The 25,263-nt window shown below is 62.1% G+C and carries 22 protein-coding genes; 8 read left to right on the forward strand and 14 right to left on the reverse strand.

Translation table 11 applies throughout. The features are described from left to right. Positions 1-31: 31 nt before the first annotated feature. On the reverse strand, positions 32-1,444 hold the full coding sequence (locus L8K08_RS00550) for a PLP-dependent aminotransferase family protein (protein ID WP_242193677.1): 1,413 nt from the start codon (positions 1,442-1,444) through the stop codon (positions 32-34). A 203-nt stretch (positions 1,445-1,647) separates the two neighbouring features. Beyond that, the gene (locus tag L8K08_RS00555) at positions 1,648-2,409 is read right to left on the reverse strand and encodes an SDR family oxidoreductase (RefSeq protein WP_145164936.1); all 762 of its coding nucleotides are present in this window, start codon (positions 2,407-2,409) and stop codon (positions 1,648-1,650) included. 228 nt (positions 2,410-2,637) lie between these two features. Between L8K08_RS00555 and L8K08_RS00560 the strand changes: the two genes are divergently transcribed. After that, complete coding sequence (locus L8K08_RS00560) at positions 2,638-3,645, forward strand: NADP-dependent oxidoreductase (RefSeq protein WP_242193679.1); 1,008 nt, start codon at positions 2,638-2,640, stop codon at positions 3,643-3,645. Between the two features lie 122 nt (positions 3,646-3,767). On the opposite strand, the gene pyrF is transcribed toward L8K08_RS00560, so the two are convergent. Further along, positions 3,768-4,466, reverse strand: coding sequence for an orotidine-5'-phosphate decarboxylase (pyrF, locus tag L8K08_RS00565; RefSeq protein ID WP_017734306.1), 699 nt, complete (start codon positions 4,464-4,466; stop codon positions 3,768-3,770). Positions 4,467-4,727: 261 nt separating this feature from the next. Between pyrF and L8K08_RS00570 the strand changes: the two genes are divergently transcribed. Then, the gene (locus tag L8K08_RS00570) at positions 4,728-5,492 is read left to right on the forward strand and encodes a response regulator (RefSeq protein WP_242195020.1); all 765 of its coding nucleotides are present in this window, start codon (positions 4,728-4,730) and stop codon (positions 5,490-5,492) included. Beyond that, a complete protein-coding gene (locus tag L8K08_RS00575) occupies positions 5,492-6,526 on the forward strand; it encodes a HAMP domain-containing sensor histidine kinase (RefSeq protein WP_145164942.1) in 1,035 nt (344 codons plus the stop codon). The genes L8K08_RS00570 and L8K08_RS00575 overlap by 1 nt, the downstream gene beginning before the upstream one ends. Here the strand turns inward: L8K08_RS00575 and L8K08_RS00580 are convergent. The 9 genes from L8K08_RS00580 to L8K08_RS00620 form a co-directional block, all read right to left on the reverse strand. Next, positions 6,523-7,584, reverse strand: coding sequence for an AI-2E family transporter (locus tag L8K08_RS00580; protein ID WP_145164944.1), 1,062 nt, complete (start codon positions 7,582-7,584; stop codon positions 6,523-6,525). The two genes, L8K08_RS00575 and L8K08_RS00580, sit on opposite strands and share 4 nt — an antisense overlap. A 73-nt stretch (positions 7,585-7,657) precedes the next feature. Further along, the gene (locus L8K08_RS00585; protein WP_242193681.1) at positions 7,658-8,476 is read right to left on the reverse strand and encodes a DUF4892 domain-containing protein; all 819 of its coding nucleotides are present in this window, start codon (positions 8,474-8,476) and stop codon (positions 7,658-7,660) included. A gap of 102 nt (positions 8,477-8,578) precedes the next feature. Continuing rightward, positions 8,579-9,433 carry an alpha/beta fold hydrolase gene (locus L8K08_RS00590; RefSeq protein ID WP_242193682.1) on the reverse strand — a complete coding sequence of 285 codons (855 nt, stop codon included), beginning with the start codon at positions 9,431-9,433 and terminating at the stop codon, positions 8,579-8,581. Then, positions 9,430-10,233 carry an alpha/beta hydrolase gene (locus L8K08_RS00595; protein WP_145164950.1) on the reverse strand — a complete coding sequence of 268 codons (804 nt, stop codon included), beginning with the start codon at positions 10,231-10,233 and terminating at the stop codon, positions 9,430-9,432. The genes L8K08_RS00590 and L8K08_RS00595 overlap by 4 nt, the downstream gene beginning before the upstream one ends. Before the next feature lie 97 nt (positions 10,234-10,330). Next, entirely contained in the window at positions 10,331-10,774 is a 444-nt protein-coding gene (locus L8K08_RS00600; RefSeq protein WP_145164952.1) for a hotdog fold thioesterase, read from the reverse strand. A gap of 30 nt (positions 10,775-10,804) precedes the next feature. Beyond that, positions 10,805-12,454: an AMP-binding protein gene (locus L8K08_RS00605; protein ID WP_242193684.1), complete on the reverse strand. Its 1,650-nt coding sequence runs from the start codon at positions 12,452-12,454 to the stop codon at positions 10,805-10,807. 828 nt (positions 12,455-13,282) lie between these two features. After that, positions 13,283-13,732, reverse strand: coding sequence for a phosphohistidine phosphatase SixA (gene sixA, locus L8K08_RS00610; RefSeq protein WP_242193686.1), 450 nt, complete (start codon positions 13,730-13,732; stop codon positions 13,283-13,285). Next, positions 13,729-14,076, reverse strand: coding sequence for a DUF4389 domain-containing protein (locus L8K08_RS00615; protein WP_119739584.1), 348 nt, complete (start codon positions 14,074-14,076; stop codon positions 13,729-13,731). The genes sixA and L8K08_RS00615 overlap by 4 nt, the downstream gene beginning before the upstream one ends. 10 nt (positions 14,077-14,086) lie before the next feature. Further along, positions 14,087-15,112, reverse strand: coding sequence for an NAD(P)H-dependent glycerol-3-phosphate dehydrogenase (locus tag L8K08_RS00620; protein ID WP_145164958.1), 1,026 nt, complete (start codon positions 15,110-15,112; stop codon positions 14,087-14,089). 195 nt (positions 15,113-15,307) lie between these two features. Here L8K08_RS00620 and L8K08_RS00625 point away from each other — a divergent pair, with 195 nt between their 5' ends. The 5 genes from L8K08_RS00625 to fabB all read left to right on the forward strand — a co-directional run bounded on the left by L8K08_RS00625 (position 15,308) and on the right by fabB (position 22,254). Then, the gene (locus tag L8K08_RS00625) at positions 15,308-17,428 is read left to right on the forward strand and encodes a TonB-dependent receptor (protein WP_347340984.1); all 2,121 of its coding nucleotides are present in this window, start codon (positions 15,308-15,310) and stop codon (positions 17,426-17,428) included. A gap of 1 nt (position 17,429) precedes the next feature. Beyond that, a complete protein-coding gene (locus L8K08_RS00630) occupies positions 17,430-18,359 on the forward strand; it encodes an ABC transporter substrate binding protein (RefSeq protein ID WP_242193688.1) in 930 nt (309 codons plus the stop codon). Beyond that, positions 18,356-20,257: an ATP-binding protein gene (locus L8K08_RS00635; protein WP_145164964.1), complete on the forward strand. Its 1,902-nt coding sequence runs from the start codon at positions 18,356-18,358 to the stop codon at positions 20,255-20,257. The genes L8K08_RS00630 and L8K08_RS00635 overlap by 4 nt, the downstream gene beginning before the upstream one ends. A 249-nt stretch (positions 20,258-20,506) precedes the next feature. Beyond that, positions 20,507-21,022, forward strand: coding sequence for a 3-hydroxyacyl-[acyl-carrier-protein] dehydratase FabA (gene fabA / locus L8K08_RS00640; protein ID WP_003210552.1), 516 nt, complete (start codon positions 20,507-20,509; stop codon positions 21,020-21,022). Between the two features lie 11 nt (positions 21,023-21,033). Beyond that, a complete protein-coding gene (gene fabB / locus L8K08_RS00645) occupies positions 21,034-22,254 on the forward strand; it encodes a beta-ketoacyl-ACP synthase I (RefSeq protein WP_106576728.1) in 1,221 nt (406 codons plus the stop codon). A 177-nt stretch (positions 22,255-22,431) separates the two neighbouring features. On the opposite strand, the gene L8K08_RS00650 is transcribed toward fabB, so the two are convergent. Beyond that, positions 22,432-24,057: a methyl-accepting chemotaxis protein gene (locus tag L8K08_RS00650; protein WP_242193690.1), complete on the reverse strand. Its 1,626-nt coding sequence runs from the start codon at positions 24,055-24,057 to the stop codon at positions 22,432-22,434. Positions 24,058-24,154: 97 nt separating this feature from the next. Beyond that, positions 24,155-25,177, reverse strand: a complete 1,023-nt coding sequence (locus L8K08_RS00655) for an amidohydrolase family protein (protein WP_242193693.1) — start codon at positions 25,175-25,177, stop codon at positions 24,155-24,157. Positions 25,178-25,263: the final 86 nt, after the last annotated feature.

Consider the following 25,263-nt stretch of genomic DNA (forward strand, 5'->3'; position numbering starts at 1 on the left):
AAGACGTTGGCGCCACAATAATGGCAAAAAGCTACATGCCCGTCGTTTTCAGAATGGTCGAGGTCGATCTGGCAGGCCCCATGGCACGGAACAACGCCAGCGCCCGCTGGTCAGCAGCATAGGCCACGTTGATGCGCAGCCAGTCGCTGTGTTCGCCTTTGGGATTGAACAGCGCCCCTGGCGACAACAACACACCGAGCCGTCGGGCGCAGGCCAGCAAGCGTGAATGATCGCCCCTGCCGGGCCGGGCCCACACAAACAGGCCCCCGGCGGGCACGGCGAACACCTCCCACTCCTCGTCCTCCAGCACCTGCAGGGTCGCGGCCATTTGTGTGTTCAAGCGCTTGCGCAGGCGCTGCACCCACTTCCGGTAGGTGCCATTGGCCAGCAGCGTGGCCAGCACCGCCTCGGCAAACCGCGACGTGCCGATGCCTGTCAGCGTTTTGAGCGTCACCATTGGCGCAATAATCGCTGCGCTGGCGCTCAGATACCCCACGCGCAGGGCACTGCTGAGGGTCTTGGAGAAACTCGAGATATAAATCACCCGACCGTCATGGGGCAGCGCCGACAGCCGTGTGCAACTGGCGTGCTGCAAGTCGCCGTAGACGTCCTCTTCGACAATCAGGAAGTCTTCGCTGCTCGCCAATTGCAGCAGGCGCTCGGCCACGACGCGGCACAGGCTGGTACCGGTCGGGTTGTGATACAGGCAGTTGATGAACAGGCACTTGGGGCGATGGCTTTTCAGCAACGTCTCCAACACCGGGATATCCGGGCCGCCCAGCGTGCGCGGGACGTGCAGCAGCGTGACGCCGTGGCGCTCCAACTGACGGTAGAGGTTGGCATACCCGGGCGTCTCGACCACCACCGTATCGCCGGCCTTGAGCAACGTCCGTATGAGCAGGTCCTGTGCATGGCTGGCGCCATGGGTGGTGAGTATACAGTCGAGACTGCTGGGCACTTTCATCTGCGTCAGGCGCTTGAGCAGTTGCTCACGCAGTGCCGGCAACCCCAGCGGCGTGCTGTAGTTGAACAGCCCGGCGGTGTCGGTGCGGCTGACCTCGCGTATGGCGTAACAAATGTCATCGCTTTCGCGCCAGGCGTCCGGCAGCCAGCCGCAACCCAGTTTCAACTCGCCCAACGGGCCATCGACATAGGCGCCCCAGCCCAGCTCGGCGCCTTCATACCAGTGGCTTTCAAGGGAAACCGGCGGCTGGGCCACTACAAACCCCGAGCCCTGTTTTGCCACCAACACCCCCTGCGCCACCATTCGCTCAAAGGCTTCGATGACGCTGGATTGACTGAGCAGGTTGTCGAGGGCCAATTGCCGGATGGATGGCAAGCGGGTGCCGGGGCTTGCCCCGCTCGTGCGAATCCATTGCGCCACCGCGCTGACGATTTGCTGCACCACCGGTACAAGGGCCTGTCGATCGATGCCTAAATCCATGAGCCACTCACTTCAACTGTCTGTTATTCAACCCCAAACAGTTAAGCACAGAAGCCGGGTTCGACCTGTCGCCGAAATTTATTAAAGTATTGATTTTATTGGATTATTTACCTACTGATACACATTCTGACGAGGCCTTGTGCCAGCCCTGGAAACGCCCCACAGCGCCCCTGGCCTTTTCGAATAGGCAGTGGCGCCGAGTCCTAGATGGCCGTCGCGCCACCGTCCACCGCCAACGCCTGGCCCGTGGTGAACGCGGCACCGTCGCTGCACAGGTACAGCACCGCACTGGCGATTTCCTCGACTTTGCCGATGCGCCCGACCGGGTGCATGGCGGCGGCAAACTCAGCCTTGCGCGGGTCGGCTTCATAGGCACGCCGGAACATGTCGGTGTCGATCACCGCAGGGCACACCGCATTCACGCGGATTTTCTTTTTCGCGTATTCGATGGCCGCCGATTTGGTCAGGCCGATCACGGCATGTTTGGACGCCGCATAAATGCTCATCTTCGGCGCTGCCCCCAACCCCGCCACCGAAGCGGTGTTGACGATCGCTCCGCCGCCTTGGGCCAGCAGCAGCGGCAATTGGTGTTTCATGCACAGCCACACGCCCTTGACGTTAACGCCCATGATCGCGTCGAACTCATCCAGGCTGCCGTCGGCCAGCTTGCCCTTCTCGATCTCGATCCCGGCATTGTTGAAGGCGTAGTCCAGCCGACCATAGGCGGCGACAGTCTGCGCCATCAACTGCTGCACATCGGCTTCCAGCGTGACGTTGCAGCGCACAAACAACGCCTCGCCGCCCGCCTGTTGAATCAGCGCAACGGTGCTCTCGCCGCCCGCCACGTCCAGGTCGGCAACCACCACTTTCAAGCCTTCGGCGGCAAATGCCAGCGCGGTGGCGCGGCCAATACCGGCGGCGGCGCCGGTGACCAGGGCGACCTGGCCGGAAAACGTCATGCTCATGGGGATGTCCTGTGGGGAAAATAGCCGTGGGCCGAGTCTAGCCAACCGCAGGACGGGCGCGTCAGCACTATCAGAAGGCCGGTTGGCTGTGTATGAATCGCAGTGATAAGGCCACCAGCCTCACTATCAACCAGGCCTATCGGCGGGCATTCGCGCCTCTCGCGCAACCTTGCTCTCAGGCCGTTAGAGGTCTATCACTTGGGGTTCATTTCTAAAGAGTCCTTTGCCATGACTGCCCAGACCAACCGCCAGTTCCTGCTCGCCAAACGCCCGGTCGGCGCGGCGACACGGGAGACCTTCACCTATCAGGAAGTGCCGGTGGGCACGCCAGGGGATGGGCAAGTGCTGGTGCACAACGAATACCTGTCCCTGGACCCGGCCATGCGTGGCTGGATGAACGAGGGCAAGTCCTACATTCCGCCCGTCGGCATTGGTGAAGTGATGCGCGCGCTGGGCGTGGGCAAGGTGATTGCGTCGAACAACCCGAAATTTGCAGTCGGTGACTACGTCAATGGCGCGCTGGGCGTGCAGGATTACTTCCTCGGCGAACCGCGCGGCTTCTACAAGGTGGACCCCAAACTCGCGCCGCTGCCGCGCTACCTGTCCGCCCTCGGCATGACGGGCATGACCGCCTACTTCGCCCTGCTCGATACGGGCGCGCCCAAGGCCGGCGAAACCGTGGTGATCTCCGGCGCCGCCGGGGCGGTGGGCAGCATTGCCGGGCAAATCGCCAAGATCAAAGGCTGCCGCGTGGTCGGCATCGCCGGCGGCGCCGACAAGTGCAAATTCCTCATGGATGAATTGGGCTTCGACGCAGCCATCGACTACAAAAGCGAAGACGTGCCAGCCGCCCTCAAGCGCGAATGCCCTAAAGGCGTGGACGTGTATTTCGATAACGTCGGCGGCGACATCCTCGACGCCGTACTCAGCCGCCTCGCGTTAAAGGCGCGGGTGGTGATTTGCGGTGCCATCAGCCAGTACAACAATAAAGAAGCCGTGAAAGGCCCGGCCAACTACTTATCGTTGCTGGTCAACCGTGCGCGGATGGAAGGCTTTGTGGTGATGGACCATGCGGCAAACTTTGCCGCAGCCGGGCAGGAGATGGCCGGCTGGATGGCGCAGGGCAAGCTCAAGAGCAAGGAGGATATTGTCGAGGGGCTGGAGACGTTCCCAGAAACACTGATGAAGCTGTTCAACGGCGAGAACTTCGGGAAGTTGGTGCTGAAAGTCAGCTGACCACTGTGGATCGAAATGTGGGAGCGGGCTTGCTCGCGAATACGGTGTATCAGACACACATCCGGTGACTGACACTCCGCTTTCGCGAGCAAGCCCGCTCCTACATTTTAGCTCAGCGATATTCAGGCGATTTCGGCGACAACTGCCGCCAAGGCTTTCGCCGGGTCCGCCGCCTGGCTGATCGGGCGACCGATTACCAGGTAGTCCGAACCCGCATCCAGTGCCTGGCGCGGCGTCAGAATGCGCCGCTGGTCATCCTGGGCACTGCCCGCCGGGCGAATGCCTGGAGTGACCAGTTGCAGCGACGGGTGAGCGGTCTTCAGGGCCTGGGCTTCCAGCGCCGAGCACACCAGACCATCAAGACCTGCCTTCTGCGCCAGCGCCGCCAAGCGCAATACCTGCTCCTGAGGCTCGATATCCAGGCCGATGCCGGCCAGGTCCTCGCGCTCCATGCTGGTCAGCACGGTCACACCAATGAGCAGCGGTTTCGGGCCGCTGCGCTGTTCCAGCACTTCACGGCAGGCCGTCATCATGCGCAGGCCGCCGGAGCAGTGCACATTGACCATCCACACGCCCATTTCAGCCGCGGCCTTGACTGCCATGGCGGTGGTGTTGGGGATGTCATGGAATTTCAGGTCGAGGAACACTTCGAAGCCTTTGTCACGCAGGGTGCCGACAATTTCGGCGGCGCAACTGGTGAACAATTCCTTGCCGACCTTGACCCGGCAAAGCTTGGGGTCCAACTGGTCAGCCAGCTTCAGTGCGGCGTCACGAGTGGGGTAATCCAGGGCGACGATGATAGGAGTCTGGCAGACGGACATTGGAATGGGCTCTCAGGCAAGTCGAAATCGGCGCGGATTGTAGCGCAAGCGGCGCCGTTGCGGGATCCGATGATCGGTAAAATACTGATCGAGCGCCCATAACTCGGCATTTAGCGCAATTGTGTCAAGACTGATACATTCACGACATGCCCTCAACACGCACCACGTCTAGCCTCGCGCACATGACCGCCCGTCCAGCACTTCCAGCCATGGAGCTGGGCGCCTATGCTGACAGCAACAACCCAGGCAGATGATCGCACTATGCATATCCCTACCGTCTCTGTAAACGAAGAGCAAAAAGGCGCGGTGATCGCCGAAGACAAGCGCTGGAACACCCGTGCGCTGATCGTCGATGACGATCTACCGATTCGTGAACTGCTGATCGACTACCTGGCGCGCTTCAATATTCTCGCCGTCGGCGTCACCGACGGCACCGCCATGCGCACGGCCATGCAAGCTGAAACCTTTGATGTGGTGGTGCTCGACCTGATGCTGCCGGGCGAAGACGGCCTGTCACTGTGCCGTTGGCTGCGCACCGAATCGGACATCCCGATCCTGATGCTCACCGCGCGCTGCGAACCCACCGACCGCATTATCGGCCTGGAACTGGGCGCCGATGACTACATGTCCAAGCCCTTCGAACCGCGCGAGCTGGTGGCACGCATCCAGACCATCCTGCGCCGAGTACGCGATGACCGTACCGAGCAGCGCGCCAATATCCGTTTCGACAACTGGCGCCTCAACAGCGTACTGCGCCAGCTGGTGGCCGACGACGGCCTTGTGGTGCCGCTGTCCAACGCCGAGTTTCGTCTGCTGTGGGTGTTTATCGAACGCCCGCGCCGCGTGCTGAGCCGTGAACAATTGCTCGATGCCGCGCGCGGCCGTTCCATCGAGGCGTTTGATCGCAGCATCGACTTGCTGGTCTCGCGCCTGCGCCAGAAGCTGGGCGATGACCCCAAGGCACCGCAGTTGATCAAGACTGTCCGCGGCGAAGGCTACCTGTTTGACGCGCGGGATATCGGCTGATGCGCGCCACCTTCAATACGCTGTTCGGCAGGCTGTTCGGCGTATTGCTGGTGGCCATTGTGCTGGCCCACGTGCTGGCGTTCTTTTGGTTTCACCACTATGGCTCGCCACCGCCGCCGCCTCAGGAAACCTTTGTCGAGCAGCCGGATGGAACGATGAAGCCGCTGCCCAAGCACCATCGCCCCTGGTTCGGTGGCCCGATGGTGCCACTGACGTTTCAGTTTATCTCGCTGATCATTGCCGCCTGGTATGGCGCCAAACTGCTGAGCCGGCCGATCCAGCGCTTGAGCGCAGCCGCCGAACGCTTGAGCCTCGACCTCGACAGCCCACCCCTCAATGAGTCCGGGCCTCGCGAGGCGCGCCAGGCTGCATCGACCTTCAACCTGATGCAAAAACGCATTCGCGAGCAAGTCAGCCAACGTGCACGTATGCTCGGCGCCGTTTCTCACGACCTGCGCACCCCGCTGTCACGCCTCAAGCTGCGTCTGGAGCAGATCGAAGACACCAAGCTGCAAGGTCAGATGCGCCAGGACCTGGACGACATGATCGACATGCTCGACTCCACCCTGAGCTACTTGCACGAACAGCGCACCAGCGAAACCCGGCACTGGCTCGACGTGCAGGCGCTGGTCGAATCCCTCAGCGAAAACGCCCAGGACCAGGGCTCTGATGTGCAGTTCGCGGGCAATTGCGCGCCCTTGCAGGTGCAGCCGATGGCACTGCGCTCGTGCCTCAACAACCTGATCGACAATGCACTGCGTTATGCCGGTACGGCGCGGGTGGAACTGAGCGACAGCCGCGAAGCCTTGGTCATCCGTGTGATCGACCACGGGCCGGGGATTGCGGCGGATAAACGTGAGGCCGTATTCGAACCGTTCTTTCGCCTGGAAGGCTCACGCAACCGCAACTCCGGCGGCGTCGGCCTGGGCATGACGATTTCCAAGGAAGCGGTGGAACGCCTCGGCGGCAGCCTGAGCCTGGAGGAAACCCCAGGCGGCGGCCTGACCGCCGTGATGCGGTTGCCGAGGGCTTAAAGGGGTTTGTCTTCGCGACGCACTTGCGCCTGGGTCGCGCTCCAATCCGTCAGCAGGCTGTAGGCCACCGCCAGCAAGGTCGGGCCGATAAACAGACCGATAAAGCCAAAGGCGATCAACCCGCCAAACACGCCCAGCAGCACAATCACCAGCGGCAGGTTGCCGCCGCGGCTGATCAGGTACGGCTTGAGCACGTTGTCGACGCCGCTGATGATGAACGTGCCCCACACACCGAGAAACACCGCATAGGTGTAATCGCCCTTCCAGGCCAGCCAGGCCGTGGCCGGGATCCACACCAGCGGCGGCCCCATGGGGATCAGGCTGAGCAGGAAGGTGACGATGCCCAGCACCAACGCGCCCGGCACGCCCGCGATCAGGAAGCCGATCAGCGCCAGCAACGCCTGAGCGGCGGCGGTACCAATCACGCCGTTGACCACGCGTTGCACAGTGCCGGCCACCAACTCGATGTAGTAACCGGCACGGTCGCCGATCAAGCGTTCCAGCAGGCGATGCACGAACGTCGCCAGGCGCGGCCCGTCGCGGTAGAAGAAAAACACGAACACCAGGCTCAGGGTCAGTTCGAGGATACCGCCGCCGATCTGCGCGCTACGCGCCAGCAACCAGTTGCCGACCTGGCCCAGGTACGGCTTGATGCTGACCATCAACGCCGCGCCCTGCTGGTCGATGCTGTCCCAGGTGGCCACCAGGCGCTCACCGACCAATGGAATCGAACCCAGCCACGTCGGCGCGGCCGGCAGACCGTCAACCTGGATATCCTTGATCAGGCCCACGGCGTCGCGTACATGGTCGGCCAGGTTGAACCCCAGCCACACCAGTGGCACCGCCACCAGCAGCATCCAGCCCAGGGTCAGAATGCCCGCCGCCAGGGATTCCCGGCCGCCCAGCCAGCGGGTCAGCAAACGCATCAGCGGCCAGCTGGCAAACGCCAGCACCGCGCCCCAGAACAGCGCCGACCAGAACGGCGCCATCACCCAGAAGCTGGCACCAAACAACACCAGCAGCAGGATTTGCACCAGTAGGCGATCGTTATTGAGCATCGGGTATCTCGAGAATAAGGCTGTAGGAAGAGAGCTTAGGCGAACGGCGCGGGTCCGTTCGCCCTGTTGCGGGTCAGCGTATCAGATGCAGGTGCAAACCCTTAGCGTCACCGCTGCCGGTTTCCATGCGCGCGGCGCGCACGCCGCTGTCGATCAGGCCCTGGCGCCAGGCTTCGGCGGTCGGCCCGGTCAAGCTGACGCGCAAGGTGGCGTCGAGGTTCAAGCCACGGGAAATCAGGGTCAGCCAGGTGGCGTCGGGTTCGGCGCCCAACGCCGGGAAGTCCAGTTCGCCGGTGCTTTTCAACTCACGCAGCAAGGTGGCCGAGGTGGGCAGCAAGTCCCCCAGCGGCGCGCTGGCGTCGAGCTGTTCAACATGCAGATAGGCGCGACGGTTGCCGCGCGTGATGCCGTACAGCGCTACCAGGGAATTGTCCTGCGGCGCCGCCAGACGCAGCAGCAGGTATTCCTGCTGCCCATCGGCGCCGACCAGTTTGGCGTTGCCGAACACTTCGTTGGCCCACAGGCTGCTTTCGCCGCAATCGCGAGCCTGGCACCAGAACAACAGCTGCGCGCCCTTGGCCTGCAACGCTTCGCGCGTCGCGGTAAACGCGGCACTGGAAGTGTGCTCGGCGGGCAGCTCATAGGTGATGGCGGTGGTCTGGCCACGCGCAGTGGCTTGGCCTTCGTAACGCAGTTGGCCGCTGATCTTGCGGATCGCGCCCATCGGGTAGATGCGTTCCTTTTCTTCAGCGGGGCGGTAATCGACGATTTGCGCATCGGTCTGACGGGCCACGGCAGGTAAATCCTGGCTTCCCGGCAGGTCGGCGGCGAACACCAAGGGGCTGAAACAGCACAGCCCGAGGGCACGGATACATCCTTTGCGCAGGCTCATCGGATCGGTGAGCCCTGGCCATTAGAGGTCGCAGCAGTGTTCATAGCGTTCATGGTTGACTCCCTTTCAATCCGCCCAGCCTCGGCAGTTGCCCGCGTCAAGTCAAGGCGCGTGGAAGAACCGATTGAAACAGTCTGCAACAAGCAACGCGCCGGGCTCATCATTAAGGTGTAAATGATGGCCGCCGGGCAGCGTGTTCACCGTAAAAGGTAGCTGAGAAAGCAATTCTGGATGTTTCGCCAGCATGCCGTCAGCCGCGACCACCAGCTGTGTAGGGCAACCCACGCGCCGCACGAAAGCCATCGCCTGCTCATCGGTCAGGCGCATCGGCGAGGCGAGCGTCAGGCGGCTGTCCGTACGCCAGGTGTAACCGCCCGGCACCGGCATCAAACCGCGCTGGGCCAACAGCTCGGCGGCTTCGCGACTGACCGCCACCACGCCTTTCATGCGTGCTTCCACGGCGCGATCCAGCGAGGTGTAGACCGGTTTGCGCTTGTCCTGCAGGTTCAGTTGCGCCTGCAGCGCCATGCCCAGCCGCTCGGCGGCGCTCTCGCCCGCGGCGGTGGGCGGGACCACGCCGTCGATCAAGCCCAGGTGCGTGACTCGCTCCGGCAAGGCGCCGGCCAACACCAGTGAGACGATGGCGCCGAGGGAGTGGCCAAGTAATGCAAAACGTTTCCAGCCCAGCTGGTCGGCAACTTGCAACACATCAAAGACGTAATCCCACAGGGCATAACCGGCGCCAGCAGGACGGTGCGCCGAATGCCCATGACCGGCCATGTCCAACGCGACGATACGCAAACCGTGCAGCTTCGGCGCCAGCCGCGCAAAGCTGTTGGCGTTGTCGAGCCAGCCATGCAGGGCGATCACCGGCAAACCGTCTTCGGGACCAAACAGATGCGCCGCCAACTCGATATGCGGCAGGCTCAGGCGGACTTCTTCGACGGGCGTGCTCATGCGCAACTGCGCTCGCGGGCTGCCCAGCGGGAAAACAGGTTCTTGATCAAGGTCGCGGTGTCCTGCGGGCGTTCGAGGGGAAACATATGGCCGCCGGGCATGGTGAGCATTTCGCCCATCGGCAGGCGGTCGACGCCGCTGGCATGGTGACGCATCACCACGCGGCTTTGACGGCCGCGCACCACCGCCAACGGCACCTTCAACTGACGAACCTGGCCAGGGCTGGTGTGAGGCACGCCGCGGTAGATGCTGATTTCAGTGGCCGGATCAAAGCGCAGACGCAGGCGATCGCCCACCTGTTGCAAGCCGTGTTGCAGGTACGCGTCAAAGCATTCCGGATCGAACCCGCGAAACAGCGTCTTGCCGGCAAAGTAGCTGCGCGCGGCCTCCAGATCGGCAAATTCTTCACGGCGGCCCAGCGTACGCCCGGCCGGGGTCAGACGGTCGATAAAGCCGAAACGCTTGGCGGCACGGATCACCCAGCGGTCAGCGCGGGTCAGCACCGGCGAATCGAGCATCACCACGCCGCGGTACAGCTGCGGACAGCGCATGGCCGCGTGCAAATGCAACACACCGCCCAGGGAATGGCCCACACCCCACACCGGTTCCGGCTGCAACTGCAGATGGTGGATCAATTCGTCCACCAGGTTCTGCCAGTTGTCGTCCACCGGAAACCTGGGGTCGTGACCGTGCTGTGGCAGGTGAGCCACGGCATATTCCGGGGCCAGGGCGGCAAACAACTTGCCGTAAGTGGCCGAAGGGAAGCCATTGGCGTGGGCAAAAAACACGTGCTGCGACATACCGGATCCATCTGCAAAAACAGAAGTTGATTGTCACCATGCCCGGCCGTTACAGCAATGACTGTAACCGCCAGGAATGATGACACTCACGCCACGCCTATCGCGCCGGCGGGTTCTCGCCCAGCGGTACCACGGCCATGGTCAGGCGCGACACGCAGCTGGATTTGCCCTCATCGCTGGTCAAGCGAATGTCCCACACTTGAGTGGTACGGCCGATATGGATCGCCCGCGCCACCGCCGTGACCCGCCCGCTGCGCACACCGCGCAGGTGGTTGGCATTGACCTCCAGGCCCACGCAATAAAACTTGCTGGCATCGATGCACAGGTAAGCCGCCATGGAACCGACGCTTTCAGCCAGCACCACCGACGCACCGCCGTGCAGCAGGCCGTAGGGTTGATGGGTGCGATGGTCGACCACCATGCTGGCGGTCAGGGACTCGTCGTCGAAGCTTTCGAAGCGGATGTCCAGCAGCTCACCAATGGTGTTTTTCTGGCTCGCGTTGAGTTGCTCGATATTCGGTTGGGTGCGCCACAAACTCATGAAGGTGTCCTTATTGGTTTTATTACGACCCTAATCCTGCCACACAATGGCTTCGTTGCGCGCGCTCCAAACTGCAAGCTCGGCACCGTAGGTCGACTCGATCACCGTGCGTTTGATTTTCAGGGTCGGCGTGAGAAAGCCGTTTTCCACCGCCCAACTGTCTTTCACCACCACCAGCTGGCGCAAGCGTTCGTGTTTATCCAGTGCCTGGTTGACCTGTTCCAGCCAGCGTTCGAGGCTGCTGCCCAAGGCGTTTCGGTCCTGAGGCCCGGCGGACAACACGCACAGGCCGATCGGCGCAGTCAGGCCATCGCCCACCACGCACACTTGCTCAATGCGTGCATGTTCGGCCAGGCGGTTTTCAATCGGTGCCGGGGCCACGTGTTTGCCCTTGCTGGTCTTGAAGATTTCCTTGAGCCGCCCGGTCAGGCGCAGGCGGCCGTCGGCGTCCTGTTCGCCTTTGTCGCCGGTACGCAGAAAGCCATCATCGGTCAGGGTGTCGGCGGTTTTCTGCGGGTCCTTGAAGTAGCCGAGCATGGTCGCGCCGCTGCGCACCTGCACTTCGCCCGACGTGTCGATGCGCACTTCCACGCCAGGGCACGGTAGGCCGATCCAGCCGAGCGTCTGCTGGCCGGGGCGACACACATGGGAATAGCCGCAGCTTTCGGTCATGCCATACACCTCCAGCACATCCAGCCCCAGGCGCTGATACCAACGCAGCAACGCTTCGGGCACGGGCGCCGCCCCGGACAACGCAATGCGCAGGGCATCCAGGCCCAACCCCACAAGGACCTTATGGCCGACGCGCTTGCCGATAAATGGCAGGCGCAGCAGGCGGTCGAGGCGCTTTTGCGGGATCTTGCTGTAGACGCCCATCTGGAACTTGGTCCAGATCCTCGGCACGCCGAACAGCGCCGTTGGCCGGGCCCGACGCAGATCCGCCAGAAAGGTATCGAGGCTCTCGGCGAAATACACGGTTTGCCCGGTGTAGATCGAGGCCAATTCCACGAACATGCGCTCGGCCACATGGCACAGCGGCAGGTAGGACAGCAACCGGTCGCCCTCCCCCAGGCCGAACAACTCGGTGCCACGGGTGGCGGCAAAACCCAAGGCGCCAAAGGTTTGCATCACGCCCTTGGGCAAGCCAGTAGTGCCGGAGGTGTAGACGATGGTGGCCAGGCTTGAGGTGCCAGGTTCAGGGTTGTCCTGGATCGGCGAGCAGGCTTGCAGGTCGGCCCAGCGGTAATCGAAGTCGCCGGCCGGGCACAGGGGCAGGCTGATGGTCGGCAGCCCGGCGGAGATACCCGGCGCCATCGCAGGCCAGTCATCCAGCTTGCCGATCAATACCAGCGCCGCCTCGGAATGGGTCAGCACATGGGCGACGGAGTCGGCGGTGAGGTTGGGGTACAGCGGCACCGAGACGTGCCCGGCCATCCAGATCGCGAGGTCGGCGATGATCCAGTGTGCGCAGTTTTTTGAGATCAGCGCGATGTGCGAGCCTTGCGGCAGCTCGCGGGCACGCAGCCAATGCGCGGCGCAACGGGCCTGGTGACCGACCTCGCCCCAGGTGAGGGTCTGCACCTCGCCAGCGCCGATGGGTTGCACCAGAAAGGTTTTGCGCGGGTGTCGCGCTTCACGTTCGAAGAAGACCTGCAACGGCAAACGAAAAGCGACGGGCATGGGACGCGCTCCTTTGTGATCCGGCCATAGCCAACCAAGCACTTGCTTGGTTGACTGTATAGCACACACTGGGGGGTGATTTATCCTTGGAGCCTTTGGGGGTTACGCATGTTTTTTTTGGGGTTGTTACGGGTTGCTGGGGGTATATCCGTTATTTAGGTGATGGCGGATATGGGTTCCGCCCTTACGGCGGGTCACTTTTGAAAAGAGCCCAAAAGTAACCAAAAGGCTCTTGCCCCACCACTCGGCACCTCGCTTAGGCTCGGTGTGCCCTCACGCAGGCTTTGGAGCGTGGTTTAACGGGGCGCCTAAGATCAAAATCAAAAGCAAAAGCACGGCGGCCTGGTAGCCGACCTGAGTGGTTAGATCAAAAGCGGAGGCGAGGCGGTCTGACAGCCGACCTGATCTTGGAAGCTGAACTCAATCAAATGTGGGAGCTGGCTTGCCTGCGATGGCATCTACTGGGTGTCACTGATACACCGATGTGCCTGCATCGCAGGCAAGCCAGCTCCTACAGAAAGGCAAAGCCGTGCGGTACCGGCAGATGCACTCGGTCAACTTGTGGGAGCGGGCTTGCTCGCGAAGGCGGTGGATCAGTCAGCTTATGTGTCACTGACACGCCGCCTTCGCGAGCAAGCCCGCTCCCACATTTGGATCTCAGCATCAGATACACGCTGGCCGAGCCCAGGCGAGGTGCCCAGGGGAGGGGCACAGACCTTTTGGTTACTTTTGGCTGGGCCGGCATTCCGGGCGTTTGCCAAAAGTGACCCGCAGTAAGAGCGGAACCCTACGAAGCCGTTACCGCAGCAACGGACATGCACCTCGACCCTACGGGTTCTTCACACCAACCAGACTCATCAACCCCGCCAACGGAAAATCCCCCTCAAGCTCCGCAAGGCTGGCAGTGTGCATCGGTTGCGGCTGACGCAGATGACCATGCTGCAAAAAGCTGATCAAGCTGCCCACCAACGGCTGATGGCTGACCAGCAGCACGTTGTCATCGGTGTCGAGCTTTTCCAAGACCTGCAACGGACTGCTGTCAGGCGTCAACCACGGCACGGTACGAATCTGCGGCTCAAACCCCAAGGCGTCACGCACCAAGTGGGCAGTTTGCTGCGCACGCACATACGGACTCGCGAGGATGGCGCTGATCGGCTGGCCGATCAGGTGCGCGGCACTGCGCAACACTTCGCCGCGGCCATGCTCAGTGAGGTTGCGCTCGGCGTCGGTGCGCGCATGCCCCTGGGCTTCACCGTGACGCAAAATCCACAGCTTCACAGTTTTGGCTCTTCATCACGCACCGGGTGCGGCGCCGGCGGCACGCTGTGGGCGGCTTCACCCTCGGGTGCTCGCGGGGTTGGCCAATCGGCGAAGGGCCAGGGTTTCTGCTCGGTGTGGAAGCTGCCGAAACGGCCGATCTGCGCGAGGAACTGGCTGAGGCTGTCGCCAAAATTCATCAGGCCCAGGTTCGGCGCGCCGTAGACCAGGCGATACACCAACTGCACCACCACCAGCGCGCCCAGCAGGAACTGCGCGACTTGCCACACCAGGGCAAACACCAGCATCCACAGGATACGCAGGAGAATGGACTCGTATTTCGGGGCCGCTTTGGGATCGTTCATGGCGCGTTCCTCAGTTGAAACCACTGGTGGAAATAAAGTCGACATCGGTCTTGGGCTCGGCGCGCATCAGCAACTCGATGACTTGGTTCAAGGTGCGCCCTTCAAACAGGATCGCGTGCAGCCCGGCGACCAGCGGCATGTACACGCCGACCTCCTGAGCCTTGGCCTTCAGCACTTTAAGCGTGTTGACGCCTTCGGCCACTTCGCCCAGGCGCGTGACTGCGTCTTCCAGGCTCAAGCCCTGGCCCAAGGCGAAACCGACCTGGTAGTTGCGGCTTTTCGGCGACGAGCAGGTCACGATCAAATCACCCACGCCCGCCAGGCCCAGGAAAGTCATCGGGTTGGCGCCCTGGTTCACCGCAAAGCGGGTCATCTCTGCCAGTGCGCGAGTGATCAGCATGCTCTTGGTGTTCTCGCCCATGCCCAGGGCCACGGCCATGCCGGCGATGATCGCGTAAACGTTTTTCAGCGCCCCGCCCAGTTCGACACCAAAGCGGTCGCCGCTGGCATAGACGCGGAAGGTGCGGCCATGCAACACCGCCTGGACGCGTTCACATAACGCTTCATCTTCACTGGCGACCACGGTGGCCGTCAGCGCGTGCTCGGCGACTTCCCGCGCCAGGTTCGGCCCGGACAGCACGCCAATGCGCGCCTGAGGGGCGATCTCTTCGAGGATTTCGCTCATCAGCTTGAAGGTGTGCGCCTCGATGCCCTTGGTCAGGCTGACCAGCAGCTTGCCCGCCAGGCGTTCGGCGTGAGGCGCCAGCACTGAGCGCAAGGCGCTCGAAGGCAGTGCGACAAAGCACAGGTCACATTCAGCCAGCGTGGCCAGCAGATCGGTCACCGGTTCGACCGCCGCATGAATCTTGATGCCTTTAAGGTAACGGGGGTTTTCCCGATGAACGCGGATGGCCTCGGCCTGCTCGGGATCGCGCATCCATTGGCGCACCGCGTGGCCGTTCTCGGCCAGCAGGTTTGCCACGGCGGTACCAAAACTTCCGCCTCCCAGGACCGCAATAGGGCGCTGTTCAGTCATATGCAATCCGTTAATCCATACCAGTGGCGATGGCGGCATTATACGGGGCGACCCGCTTGCGGCCAGCCCCCGTATCAATTCCCGCGCTTGTCGGAAAATGCCACCGTTGGGTGAAGTAATTGCGCGGCCCACGACTGGCAAATGGCCCCACCTCAGTTAACATGGGCGGCTATCCGTAATTATCAAGGCCGTGCTGTGTATCTGGGCCCTCCTCCTCGCTCATCTCTATGGTTGATGCTGTTGTGCAGTGTGCCTGCCGTGGCGGATGACCTGTTTCTGGACAGTCAGCCGCTGCCACAGGTGCTGACGGCCACGCGTCTCAAGCAATCGGCCGCCGCCGTGCCCGGCAGCATGACCGTGATCGACAGCGAGCTGATCAAGGCCAGCGGCGCGCGGGACATCGCCGAGTTGCTGCGGCTGGTGCCGGGGATGATGGTCGGCTACACCACCGGCAACCAGGCGGCGGTGAACTACCACGGCACCAGCGCCAGCGATGCGCGGCGCATGCAGGTGTTGATCGATGGGCGCTCGGTGTACCGCGCGGGCCTGGCCACGGTGGACTGGAGCGATATTCCGGTGGCGATGGAAGACATCGAGCGTATCGAGGTGTTTCGCGGCCCCAACACAGTCAGCTATGGCGCCAATGCGCTGATGGCGGTGGTCAATATCCTCACGCGCTCGCCGTCCAACAGCCACGGTTCGCGGGTCAAAGTGATCCGTGGCGAACGTGGGATCAACGACTTCTATGCCAGCCAGGGTATGGGCTGGGAAACCGGTGACTTGCGCCTGTCGATGTCCGGGCAACAGGACGATGGTTTTGACAGCGACGCCGTCGGCGCCGACCGCCGTGACAGCCGCCGCCTCAGCCGTTTCAGCCTGGCGGTGAGCCAGACCCTGAACGCGCAGCAGAGCCTCGATTTGCAACTCGACGCCAAGGAAGGCAGCAACCAGCGCCCTTACACCTACACCCCGGTATTCGCCGGGATTACCGAAGGTGGCACCAATTCCGACGTGACGGCCAAGGACTATGCCGGCTCCGTGCGCTGGAACGTCGAGTTCAACCCCGAACACAGCCTGTATATCCAGGGCTCAGCCCAGCAATGGGACCGCCAGCAGGTCTGGAAAGCCTGTGACGCCAAGGTGTCGTTCAGCCCGGAACTGACCCAACTGTGGCAGCTCAACCCCAACTACGCCGAGCAGTTGGCCCGCCACATGGACATCTACAGCAAGGGCACGGCCCCGTCCGGCACCGCCGCCGAACAAGCACTCGGCAACCAGGTGCTGGACCAGTGGCGCCAGGGTGCCAGCCAGAGCGTGTGCGGCAATATCGACCAAAGCACCCGCGAAAGCCGCTATGACATTGAGCTTCAGGACACCCTGAGCCTGTCCGACAGCCTGCGCCTGGTCAGCGGCATGAACTACCGCTACGACCGCGCCGATTCCGACACTTACTTCAACGGCACCCTCGACGACACCACCTGGCGCCTGTTCGGCCACCTGGAATGGCGCGCCAGCGAACACTGGCTGCTGCAAGGTGGCGCGATGTACGAAGACACCCACTTGAGCGGCAACTCGCTGACGCCGCGGGTGGCGGTCAATTACCTGATCAACCCGCGCCACGGCCTGCGCGCGGTGTATTCCGAGGCGATTCGCTCGCCGGACATGTTCGAGAACAACGTCAACTGGAGCTATCGCGTCACCAATCTCAGCTCCCCGGCCTATGGGCAAAACTCCGGGCAATATTTTGTGGTAACTCGCGGCCCCGGCAACCTCGATAAAGAGTTGATGCGCTCGCGCGAGCTGGGCTACAACGGCTTCTTTGCCGACCTTGGGCTGAATGTCGACGTGAAACTGTTCTACGACGAAATCACCGACATGATCAGCTCGCCACTGCGCAACAACCAATACATTGCCAGCAACGCCAACAGCGCACGGTTTACCGGCGCCGAGTCGCAGTTCGACTGGCGCATGAGCAACGCCGACCGCCTGCGGCTGACCTATGCTTACGTCGACGCCGCTTCAAGCAACCCGCTGGACAAGGCACAAACCGCACGCAACAGCGGCTCGGCCGGCTGGCTGCGTGAATGGGGCCAGGGCTGGTCCAGTGCGTTGTTCTACTATGGCGACGACGCGCTCAACAGGTATCGCTTCGAACGGGTCGACCTGCGGGTGGCCAAGCGCATTGCCTTGGGCAACGCCAATGTGGAGCTGGCCGGCATGTTGCAACAACGCCTCGATAACCAACCCACCACCTGGGCCGACAACAATTACGACAGTCGCCACGTGCTCTACTTCAGCGCGGAGTTAGAGTTCTGACATGGGTGATCAGTCACGGATGATCCTGCGGTTTTTACCCCGGCTCTGGCGGCGAGGCGTGCTGTTGGCGTGCCTGCTGCTGAGTGCGCCGGTGTGGAGCGCCGACATCCTGCTGACCGCCGCCGAAGACGGTGCCGGCGTCCAGGCCTTCGCCCAGGCCCTTGCCCAGCGCCGCCCCGACGACCATGTGACCTTCACCCCGCTCAAAGACTTGCCGGCGCCGAGCCAGTTGCCGGCCAGCACCCGCCTGATCCTGTTGGACCTGCCCGGTCTTGACTGGCGCCTGCAGGATGCCCAGGGCCCGCCGACCCTGGTGCTGCGCATCAGCCGCCTGCAAGCTCGCCAGCGGCTGGGCAGCACACATCCGGCCAGAATCAGCCTGTTGTGGAGCGACCCGCCGCTGGAACGCCAGTTGAGGCTGATCGCCAGCATCCTGCCCCAATACCGACGCATCGGCGTGCTTTACGGCATCGACAGTGAATTCCTGCTGCAGGAGCTGCGTCAGTATGCGGCGCCCATGGGGCTGGAAATTGTGCCGCAGCGCTGGGACAACATTAATGACAGTCGCCCCTTGCTGAACCTGTTCAAGAACAGTGATGTGTTGCTCGGCCTTGACGACCCGCAGTTGTACAACCCCAAGACCGTGAAGAACCTGTTGCTCAGCAGCTATGCCCAGCAACTGCCGTTGGTGGGCCCCAATGCCGGGTTCGTCAAGGCCGGCAGCCTGGCCAGCACCTACAGCGACCAGGCTGACTGGCTCGACGTGCTCGACCGACTGCTGAACCACCCGCCGGCCAGTTGGCCACGCACGTTGTACCCGGAACACTTCAAAGTCGTGGGCAACCCGCAAGTCGCGCGCTCACTGGGCATCGAACAGGTTGACGAAGTCGCCGTCGCCGCCGGACTGGCCGAAGGAGAAAAACGCCCATGACCTTGCGTCGTCGTTGGGACATCAATACCCGCACCCAGCTCATCACCTTGGGCCCGGCACTGTTGCTGACCCTGCTGCTGATCAGCTTCTTTACCTTCGTGCGTATTCAGGATTTGCGCCAGGAGCTGGACCACACCGGCCAGCTGATCGCCAACCAACTGGCCCCCGCCACCGAATACGGCGTGATTTCCGGCAACATCGATGTGCTCGACAGCTTGCTGCGCGCGACACTGGCCACGCCGCACGTGCGCTTCCTGGAGATTCAGGACAGCACCGAGAAAATCCTCTTGTACGTCGAACAGCCGTCGGAGAAGCACGACCATTCGCTGTCGGTGAAAGTGTTCCAGGCACCGATCCGTCTGCAACATATCCAGCTGGGTAATGACTTTTTCCAGGACAACCTCAACGAACCCAAGGCGCCGCGGGCGGATTACCTGGGCCGGGTGATCGTCGGCATGTCCAACGACGCGTTCAGCCAGCGCCAACAGGAGATTCTGTTCAAGGCCGGGATTCTCGCCCTGTTCGCCCTGCTGTTTACCTTCCTGCTCGCACGGCGCCTGGCCGCCAGCCTGTCGCAGCCGATCAGCGCCATGGGCCACGCGGTCAAAGCGATCCAGCAAGGCGACTACAAGACGCCGCTGCCGATCGTCGACGACTCGGAACTCGGAGACCTGTCGCGCCATATCAACAACCTCGCCGAGGGCCTCAACCAGGCCAGCCGCGAGCAGCACCAGGCCATGGCCCAGTTGATCCAGACCCGCGAAGAAGCCGAGCGCGCGAACAATGCCAAGTCGGACTTCCTGGCGATGATGAGCCACGAGTTGCGCACGCCCATGAACGGCGTGCTGGGCATGTTGCAATTGCTGGAAACCACCGAGATGACCGAGGAGCAGACCGAGTACGCGGCGCTGGCCTCCGAGTCCACCGAACACTTGCTCAAGGTGATCAACGACATCCTCGACTTCTCGCGCATCGAGCGCGCCGCGCTGGAGCTGGAGCATATCCCGTTCAATCTGGCGGACCTGATCAGCAGCTGCGCCCAGGCCTTCCAGCACAGCGCCCAGCAACGCGGCCTGGCGCTGGCGTTGCCGATTCCGGCGGGCATGGAGTCCTTGCGAGTGCAGGGCGATCCGACGCGGATCCGGCAGATCCTGGTGAACCTGATCGGTAACGCGCTGAAGTTCACCGAGCATGGCACGGTCACCGTCGAGCCTCACTGGCAAACCCTCGACCATGAATTGGTGTGGTTCACCTGCACCGTGCGCGACAGCGGCATCGGCATTTCCGCCGAGCGTCTTGAACTGATGTTCGATGCGTTCCAGCAGGCCGACAGTTCCATTTCAAGACGTTACGGCGGCACCGGGCTGGGCCTGCCGATCGCCCGCACCCTCGCCGAACGCATGGGCGGCACGCTGCGCGCCCAGAGCGAAGAAGGCCGCGGCTCGGTGTTTACCCTGGAAATTCCGCTGGCCATCGACCAGCAAAGCCTGCCGACCATTGACCTGCACGCCGAAGGCAAAACCAGCGCCGGTAACGGCCGCCACGTGTTGCTGGTGGAAGACAACCCGGTCAACCGCACCGTGGTTGAAGCCATGTTGCGCAGCCTGGGCTTTGAAGTGAGCCTGGCCACCGACGGCGCCGAGGCGATCCGCAGTGCCGAAAGCCTGATATTCACCGCCATTCTGATGGATTGCCGCTTGCCGCTGATCGACGGCTATGAAGCCACCCGCCAGATCCGCCAACTGCCCGGCTGCGCCAATCTGCCGATTATCGCGCTCACCGCCAACGCGTTGCAGGGCGATCGCGAGGCCTGTTTGGCAGCCGGAATGAACGATTACCTGGCCAAGCCGTTCAAACGCACGGATTTGCAGCAAATACTGCAACGTTGGGTGCAATAGCGCTGCGCCATCAGCCAACTGCGACTGGCGTGAAACACGAAAGTGCGGCAGTCTTAGGCACCCGAACGGGCCTATAAACAGGCTCGGTTTAAAATTTCAGTGAACAAGTGTACATTCAGTGCCTTGACGCTGTGACTTTCACTACAACGCAATAGTCTATGTGTAGGCTGCCGACATGAGGCATGAACGCTTCATTCGGTTCGGGAAGATTTGCCCTACCCTGCCGCATGGGATTATTGAGGAGCTCGCATGACCAAACAAAACGCCTTTACTCGGGAAGACCTGCTGCGCTGCAGTCGCGGTGAGCTGTTCGGCCCAGGTAACGCGCAACTGCCCGCCCCGAACATGCTGATGGTGGATCGCATCACCCATATCAGCGAAGAGGGTGGCAAGTACGGCAAAGGTGAATTGGTCGCCGAGCTGGATATCACCCCTGACCTGTGGTTCTTTGCCTGCCATTTCGAAGGCGACCCTGTCATGCCAGGTTGCCTGGGCCTCGACGCCATGTGGCAACTGGTCGGCTTCTACCTGGGCTGGCAAGGCCTGCCGGGCCGCGGCCGGGCACTGGGTTCGGGCGAAGTGAAGTTCTTCGGCCAGGTCCTGCCGACCGCCAAGAAAGTCACCTACAACATTCAAATCAAGCGCGTCCTCAAGGGCAAGCTGAACCTCGCAATCGCCGATGGTTCGGTCACTGTCGACGGTCGCGAGATCTATACTGCCGAAGGCCTTCGGGTCGGCGTATTCACTTCCACTGACAACTTTTAAGGGTTATCCGCATGCGCCGCGTCGTTATCACTGGTCTGGGCATTGTTTCTTGCCTGGGCAATGACAAAGAGACCGTCACCGCTAACCTGCGTGCAAGTCGCCCTGGCATCCGCTTCAACCCGGAATATGCCGAAATGGGTCTGCGTAGCCAGGTTTCCGGCTCCATCGACCTGCCCCTCGAAGAACTGATCGATCGCAAGATCTATCGCTTCGTCGGCCACGCTGCCGCCTACGCCTACCTGGCCATGAAAGACGCCATCGCCGATTCCGGCCTGAGCGAAGACCAGGTATCGAACGTACGCACCGGCCTGATCGCCGGCTCCGGCGGCGCATCGACCCTCAACCAGATGGAAGCGCTGGACATCCTGCGCGAAAAAGGCGTGAAACGCGTTGGCCCGTACCGTGTAACGCGGACCATGGGCAGCACCGTTTCGGCCTGCCTGGCCACGCCGTTCCAGATCAAGGGCGTGAACTACTCGATCTCCTCCGCGTGCGCCACCAGTGCTCACTGCATCGGCACTGCGGTCGAGCAGATCCAGCTGGGCAAGCAAGACATCGTTTTCGCCGGCGGCGGTGAAGAAGAGCATTGGAGCCAGTCGTTCCTGTTCGACGCCATGGGCGCGCTGTCCACCCAGTACAACGAAACCCCGGAAAAGGCCTCCCGCGCCTACGACGCCAAGCGTGACGGTTTCGTCATCGCCGGCGGTGGCGGCATGGTCGTGGTCGAGGAGCTGGAACACGCTCTGGCCCGCGGTGCGAAGATCTACGCGGAAATCGTCGGTTACGGCGCCACGTCCGACGGCTACGACATGGTTGCGCCAAGCGGCGAAGGCGCTATCCGTTGCATGCAGATGGCCATGTCCACCGTGGATACCCCAATCGACTACCTGAACACCCACGGCACTTCGACCCCGGTCGGCGACGCCAAGGAAATGGAAGGCGTGCGTGCGGTATTCGGCGACAAGGCTCCGGCCATCAGCTCCACCAAGAGCCTGTCCGGTCACTCCCTGGGCGCCGCTGGCGTTCACGAAGCGATCTACTGCCTGCTGATGATGGAAGGCAACTTCATGGCCGGTTCGGCCAACATCGAAGAGATCGACCCGGTCGTCGCCGATATGCCGATCCTGACCAAGACCGTCGAGAACGCAAAAATCGACACCGTGATGAGCAACAGCTTCGGCTTCGGTGGCACTAACGCCACCCTGGTGCTGAAACGCTGGCAGGGTAAGTAAGACCTGTAGGCTGATCATGTGAAAAAGCCCCGACTGGTTCGGGGCTTTTTTATGCGTGGCTGGATTTGAGACCGAGTCGCCGCATCGCAGGCAAGCCAGCTCCCACATTTGACTGTGGTCACACATCAAAGTGTGGGAGCTGGCTTGCCTGCGATAGCGTCAACTCGGTTTACGGCCCTACACCGAAAACCGCGCCACCATCGTATTCAGATCCACCGCCAACCGCGACAACTCCTGGCTCGCCGCACTGGTCTGATTCGCCCCGGTCGACGTCTGATGCGCCAAATCGCGAATATTCATCAAGTTGCGATCCACCTCGCGCGCCACCGCGGCCTGCTGCTCCGACGCGCTGGCAATCACCAGGTTACGCTCGTTGATCAGCGTAAACGCCGACGCAATCTCTTCCAGCGCCGTGCCCGCCGACTTGGCGATGCCCAACGTGGACCGTGCCCGCGTATTGCTCTGCTGCATCGAACTCACGGCCTGATCGGTGCCCTGTTGAATTGCGCTGATCATCTGCTCGATTTCCTGGGTCGACTGTTGCGTGCGGTGGGCCAAGGCCCGCACTTCATCGGCGACCACCGCAAACCCACGCCCGGCGTCCCCGGCGCGGGCCGCTTCAATCGCCGCATTCAAGGCCAGCAAATTTGTCTGCTCGGCAATTGAGCGAATCACATCCAGCACTTTGCTGATGCCATACACCTTTTGCGCCAGCTCCTCGACCTGGGTCGCATTGGCGGTCACATCCGTGGCCAGGGCCTCAATCGACTCGACCGTCTGATGCACCTGTTCACGCCCGTGCTGGGCAATGCGGTCGGACTCACGCGAGGCTTGTGACGTCGCCACGGCGTTGCTCGCCACCTCCTCCACCGCCGCCGTCATCTGGTTAACCGCCGTCGCCGCCTGTTCGATTTCCTGATTCTGCTGGTGCAAGCCGCGAGTAGCGTCTTCGGTGACGCAACTGAGCTCTTCGGACGCCGAGGCCAATTGGTTGGACGATTCGGCAATGCGCCGAATGGTGTCGCGCAGGTTCTCCTGCATGCCTTTGAGCGCCTGCTGCAAACGCGCCGGCTCGTCGCTGCCCGTCACGCTGATCTCACCCGTCAAGTCGCCACTGGCCACGCCCTGAGCGATTTTCAACGACTGTGCCAGCGGCAGCACGATACTGCGAGTCAGCCACACCGCCAGCCCGATGGTGATCAGCGCGGTGACCACGATCATGCCGACCACCCAAGTGCGAGATTGGGCAAACACTCGTTGCGCCAGGCTCGCAGCCTGATTGGCACTGGCCTTGTTCAAGGCCACCAGGTCGTGCAGCGTCCCGGCCATCTCATCGGCAAGTTGATTCATCTCGCCGTTGACCACCTTGATTGCGTCTTCCAACCGATTGGCCTTGGAGAACGTCATGACCTGCTCCTGGCGCTGCAGGTATTGCTGCTCCCCGGCTTTGAAGCGATCAAACAGCGTGCGCTCTTCGGGCAACACAATCAGCGCTTCATAGAGGGTTTGCGCATGGTGCAGGCCACTTTTGAGCTCGGTGAGCTTCTGCTCGTTCTGCGCCAGCGCCTGTGGGTCACGATTGACCAGCAAGCGCAGGGTCAGCGCACGAACCCGCAACAGGTCCTGGCTCATCTCCCCCACCGCCATCACGCTGGGCAACCAGTTGTTTTCGACCTGATCCGACTGCTGGCGCATATTGGCCATCTGCAACAGGGCAAAGCCGCCCAAGGCGAACACCATCAATGCCAGCACGCCAAAGCCCAAACCGGCGCGGGGGGCGATATTCAGACTACGCATACTCATTGCCTGGATTCCTTCCAAATGCGCTGCATCCACCTGCAGCGGGTCTCCTGAAAGGTATCGGCCCGTGTTCAAGATTGCGTAAGACGAAAAGGCGATATCAATGTGCTTGCTCATCGCGAGCTGATTTCGGCAGAACTGCCAGGAAGTTGTCTCGCGCTACCTTGCGGGCTACCTCCTCGGGCAGAGCGTCGAGAAAGGGTGCAAAGCGATGCATTTCCTTACCGAGCTTGCTGAAGCGCCCTACAACATCCGAACCCAGCATAAAACGCTCCGGGAAGCGCTCTACCAGCTCTACCCACTCGGGCCGAGGCTTGCCCGCCTCATCGAGCAAGTACGGCGTGAGCATGCTCCAGGACAGGTCAATGTAGAGATTGGGATACGCCTCAAGCAGGCGGTTCAAGGTCGGCAGAAGAAAGTCCATCTGCACCTGATGACGGTGAATCTCTTTGCTGGTGCCGGCATGGGCCCAGATAAAGCGGGTGTGCGGGTGGTTGCGCAGCGATTCTTCCACCTCCGGCAGGTACAGCGGGTTGCGCTCGCGCTTGGAGGTGATGTTGGCGTGCAGCATCACCGGCAGATCGTTTTCGGCGGCGAGGTGATAGATGCGCCTCATGGCTTCGTTATTGGCGCGCGGGGTGTCGCCGGCGGTCAAGGCCGTGAGGTCATCATGGCGCGTGAACACCTCACCGATGCCCTGCCAAAGCCCGGGGTTGAGATCCAGCATGCGCTGGATATGGGCCGCGGAGTTTTTATCGTTAGGGTTGAAGCCGGATAAAAACGGGTGAAAGTGCCGACGCTGCTCAGGTGTGAGTTTGTTCACCGCAGCCGCAACGATCACGTCAGTGGCGCTGTACCAATAGGCATCGGCATCGTCCCCGGCGTAGTAGCGCGGGCGCTTGGGTTCGTCTTCGTGCCATTTTTTAGCGATGGGAATACCGGAAATCATCACGTGTTCGATGTGGGCGTCGGCCATCGCCTTGAGCAATGTATCCATGCCCGCCGTTTCCTGGAAAAAATCCACGTAGTGCAGGTGCGCGTCGCTGTAGGCATAGTCGCGCGCCTGCACCGCAACGCTGGCGGCGGCGAACAGCAGGGCGAGACTCAGGCGGGTCAGGGGCACGGTAGAACCTCGGTATCGGCTAATACGGGTAGACCTTGTGCACAGCGCCACGGTTCATCGGCCAAAAACGCGGAACACCTAAGTGC

Origin of the sequence: Pseudomonas sp. TREG-RG-20F-10-E-6-01 (genome assembly GCF_022662455.1) — a bacterium.
Classification (GTDB): Bacteria; Pseudomonadota; Gammaproteobacteria; order Pseudomonadales; family Pseudomonadaceae; genus Aquipseudomonas.

Bases quoted from the DNA above. Each gene is read 5' to 3' on its own strand.
- L8K08_RS00550 (WP_242193677.1), bottom strand. From the start codon at position 1,444: ATGGATTTAGGCATCGATCGACAGGCCCTTGTACCGGTGGTGCAGCAA.
- L8K08_RS00555 (WP_145164936.1), bottom strand. From the start codon at position 2,409: ATGAGCATGACGTTTTCCGGCCAGGTCGCCCTGGTCACCGGCGCCGCC.
- L8K08_RS00560 (WP_242193679.1), top strand. From the start codon at position 2,638: ATGACTGCCCAGACCAACCGCCAGTTCCTGCTCGCCAAACGCCCGGTC.
- pyrF (WP_017734306.1), bottom strand. From the start codon at position 4,466: ATGTCCGTCTGCCAGACTCCTATCATCGTCGCCCTGGATTACCCCACT.
- L8K08_RS00570 (WP_242195020.1), top strand. From the start codon at position 4,728: ATGCATATCCCTACCGTCTCTGTAAACGAAGAGCAAAAAGGCGCGGTG.
- L8K08_RS00575 (WP_145164942.1), top strand. From the start codon at position 5,492: ATGCGCGCCACCTTCAATACGCTGTTCGGCAGGCTGTTCGGCGTATTG.
- L8K08_RS00580 (WP_145164944.1), bottom strand. From the start codon at position 7,584: ATGCTCAATAACGATCGCCTACTGGTGCAAATCCTGCTGCTGGTGTTG.
- L8K08_RS00585 (WP_242193681.1), bottom strand. From the start codon at position 8,476: ATGAGCCTGCGCAAAGGATGTATCCGTGCCCTCGGGCTGTGCTGTTTC.
- L8K08_RS00590 (WP_242193682.1), bottom strand. From the start codon at position 9,433: ATGAGCACGCCCGTCGAAGAAGTCCGCCTGAGCCTGCCGCATATCGAG.
- L8K08_RS00595 (WP_145164950.1), bottom strand. From the start codon at position 10,233: ATGTCGCAGCACGTGTTTTTTGCCCACGCCAATGGCTTCCCTTCGGCC.
- L8K08_RS00600 (WP_145164952.1), bottom strand. From the start codon at position 10,774: ATGAGTTTGTGGCGCACCCAACCGAATATCGAGCAACTCAACGCGAGC.
- L8K08_RS00605 (WP_242193684.1), bottom strand. From the start codon at position 12,454: ATGCCCGTCGCTTTTCGTTTGCCGTTGCAGGTCTTCTTCGAACGTGAA.
- L8K08_RS00615 (WP_119739584.1), bottom strand. From the start codon at position 14,076: ATGAACGATCCCAAAGCGGCCCCGAAATACGAGTCCATTCTCCTGCGT.
- L8K08_RS00620 (WP_145164958.1), bottom strand. From the start codon at position 15,112: ATGACTGAACAGCGCCCTATTGCGGTCCTGGGAGGCGGAAGTTTTGGT.
- L8K08_RS00630 (WP_242193688.1), top strand. From the start codon at position 17,430: ATGGGTGATCAGTCACGGATGATCCTGCGGTTTTTACCCCGGCTCTGG.
- L8K08_RS00635 (WP_145164964.1), top strand. From the start codon at position 18,356: ATGACCTTGCGTCGTCGTTGGGACATCAATACCCGCACCCAGCTCATC.
- fabA (WP_003210552.1), top strand. From the start codon at position 20,507: ATGACCAAACAAAACGCCTTTACTCGGGAAGACCTGCTGCGCTGCAGT.
- fabB (WP_106576728.1), top strand. From the start codon at position 21,034: ATGCGCCGCGTCGTTATCACTGGTCTGGGCATTGTTTCTTGCCTGGGC.
- L8K08_RS00650 (WP_242193690.1), bottom strand. From the start codon at position 24,057: ATGAGTATGCGTAGTCTGAATATCGCCCCCCGCGCCGGTTTGGGCTTT.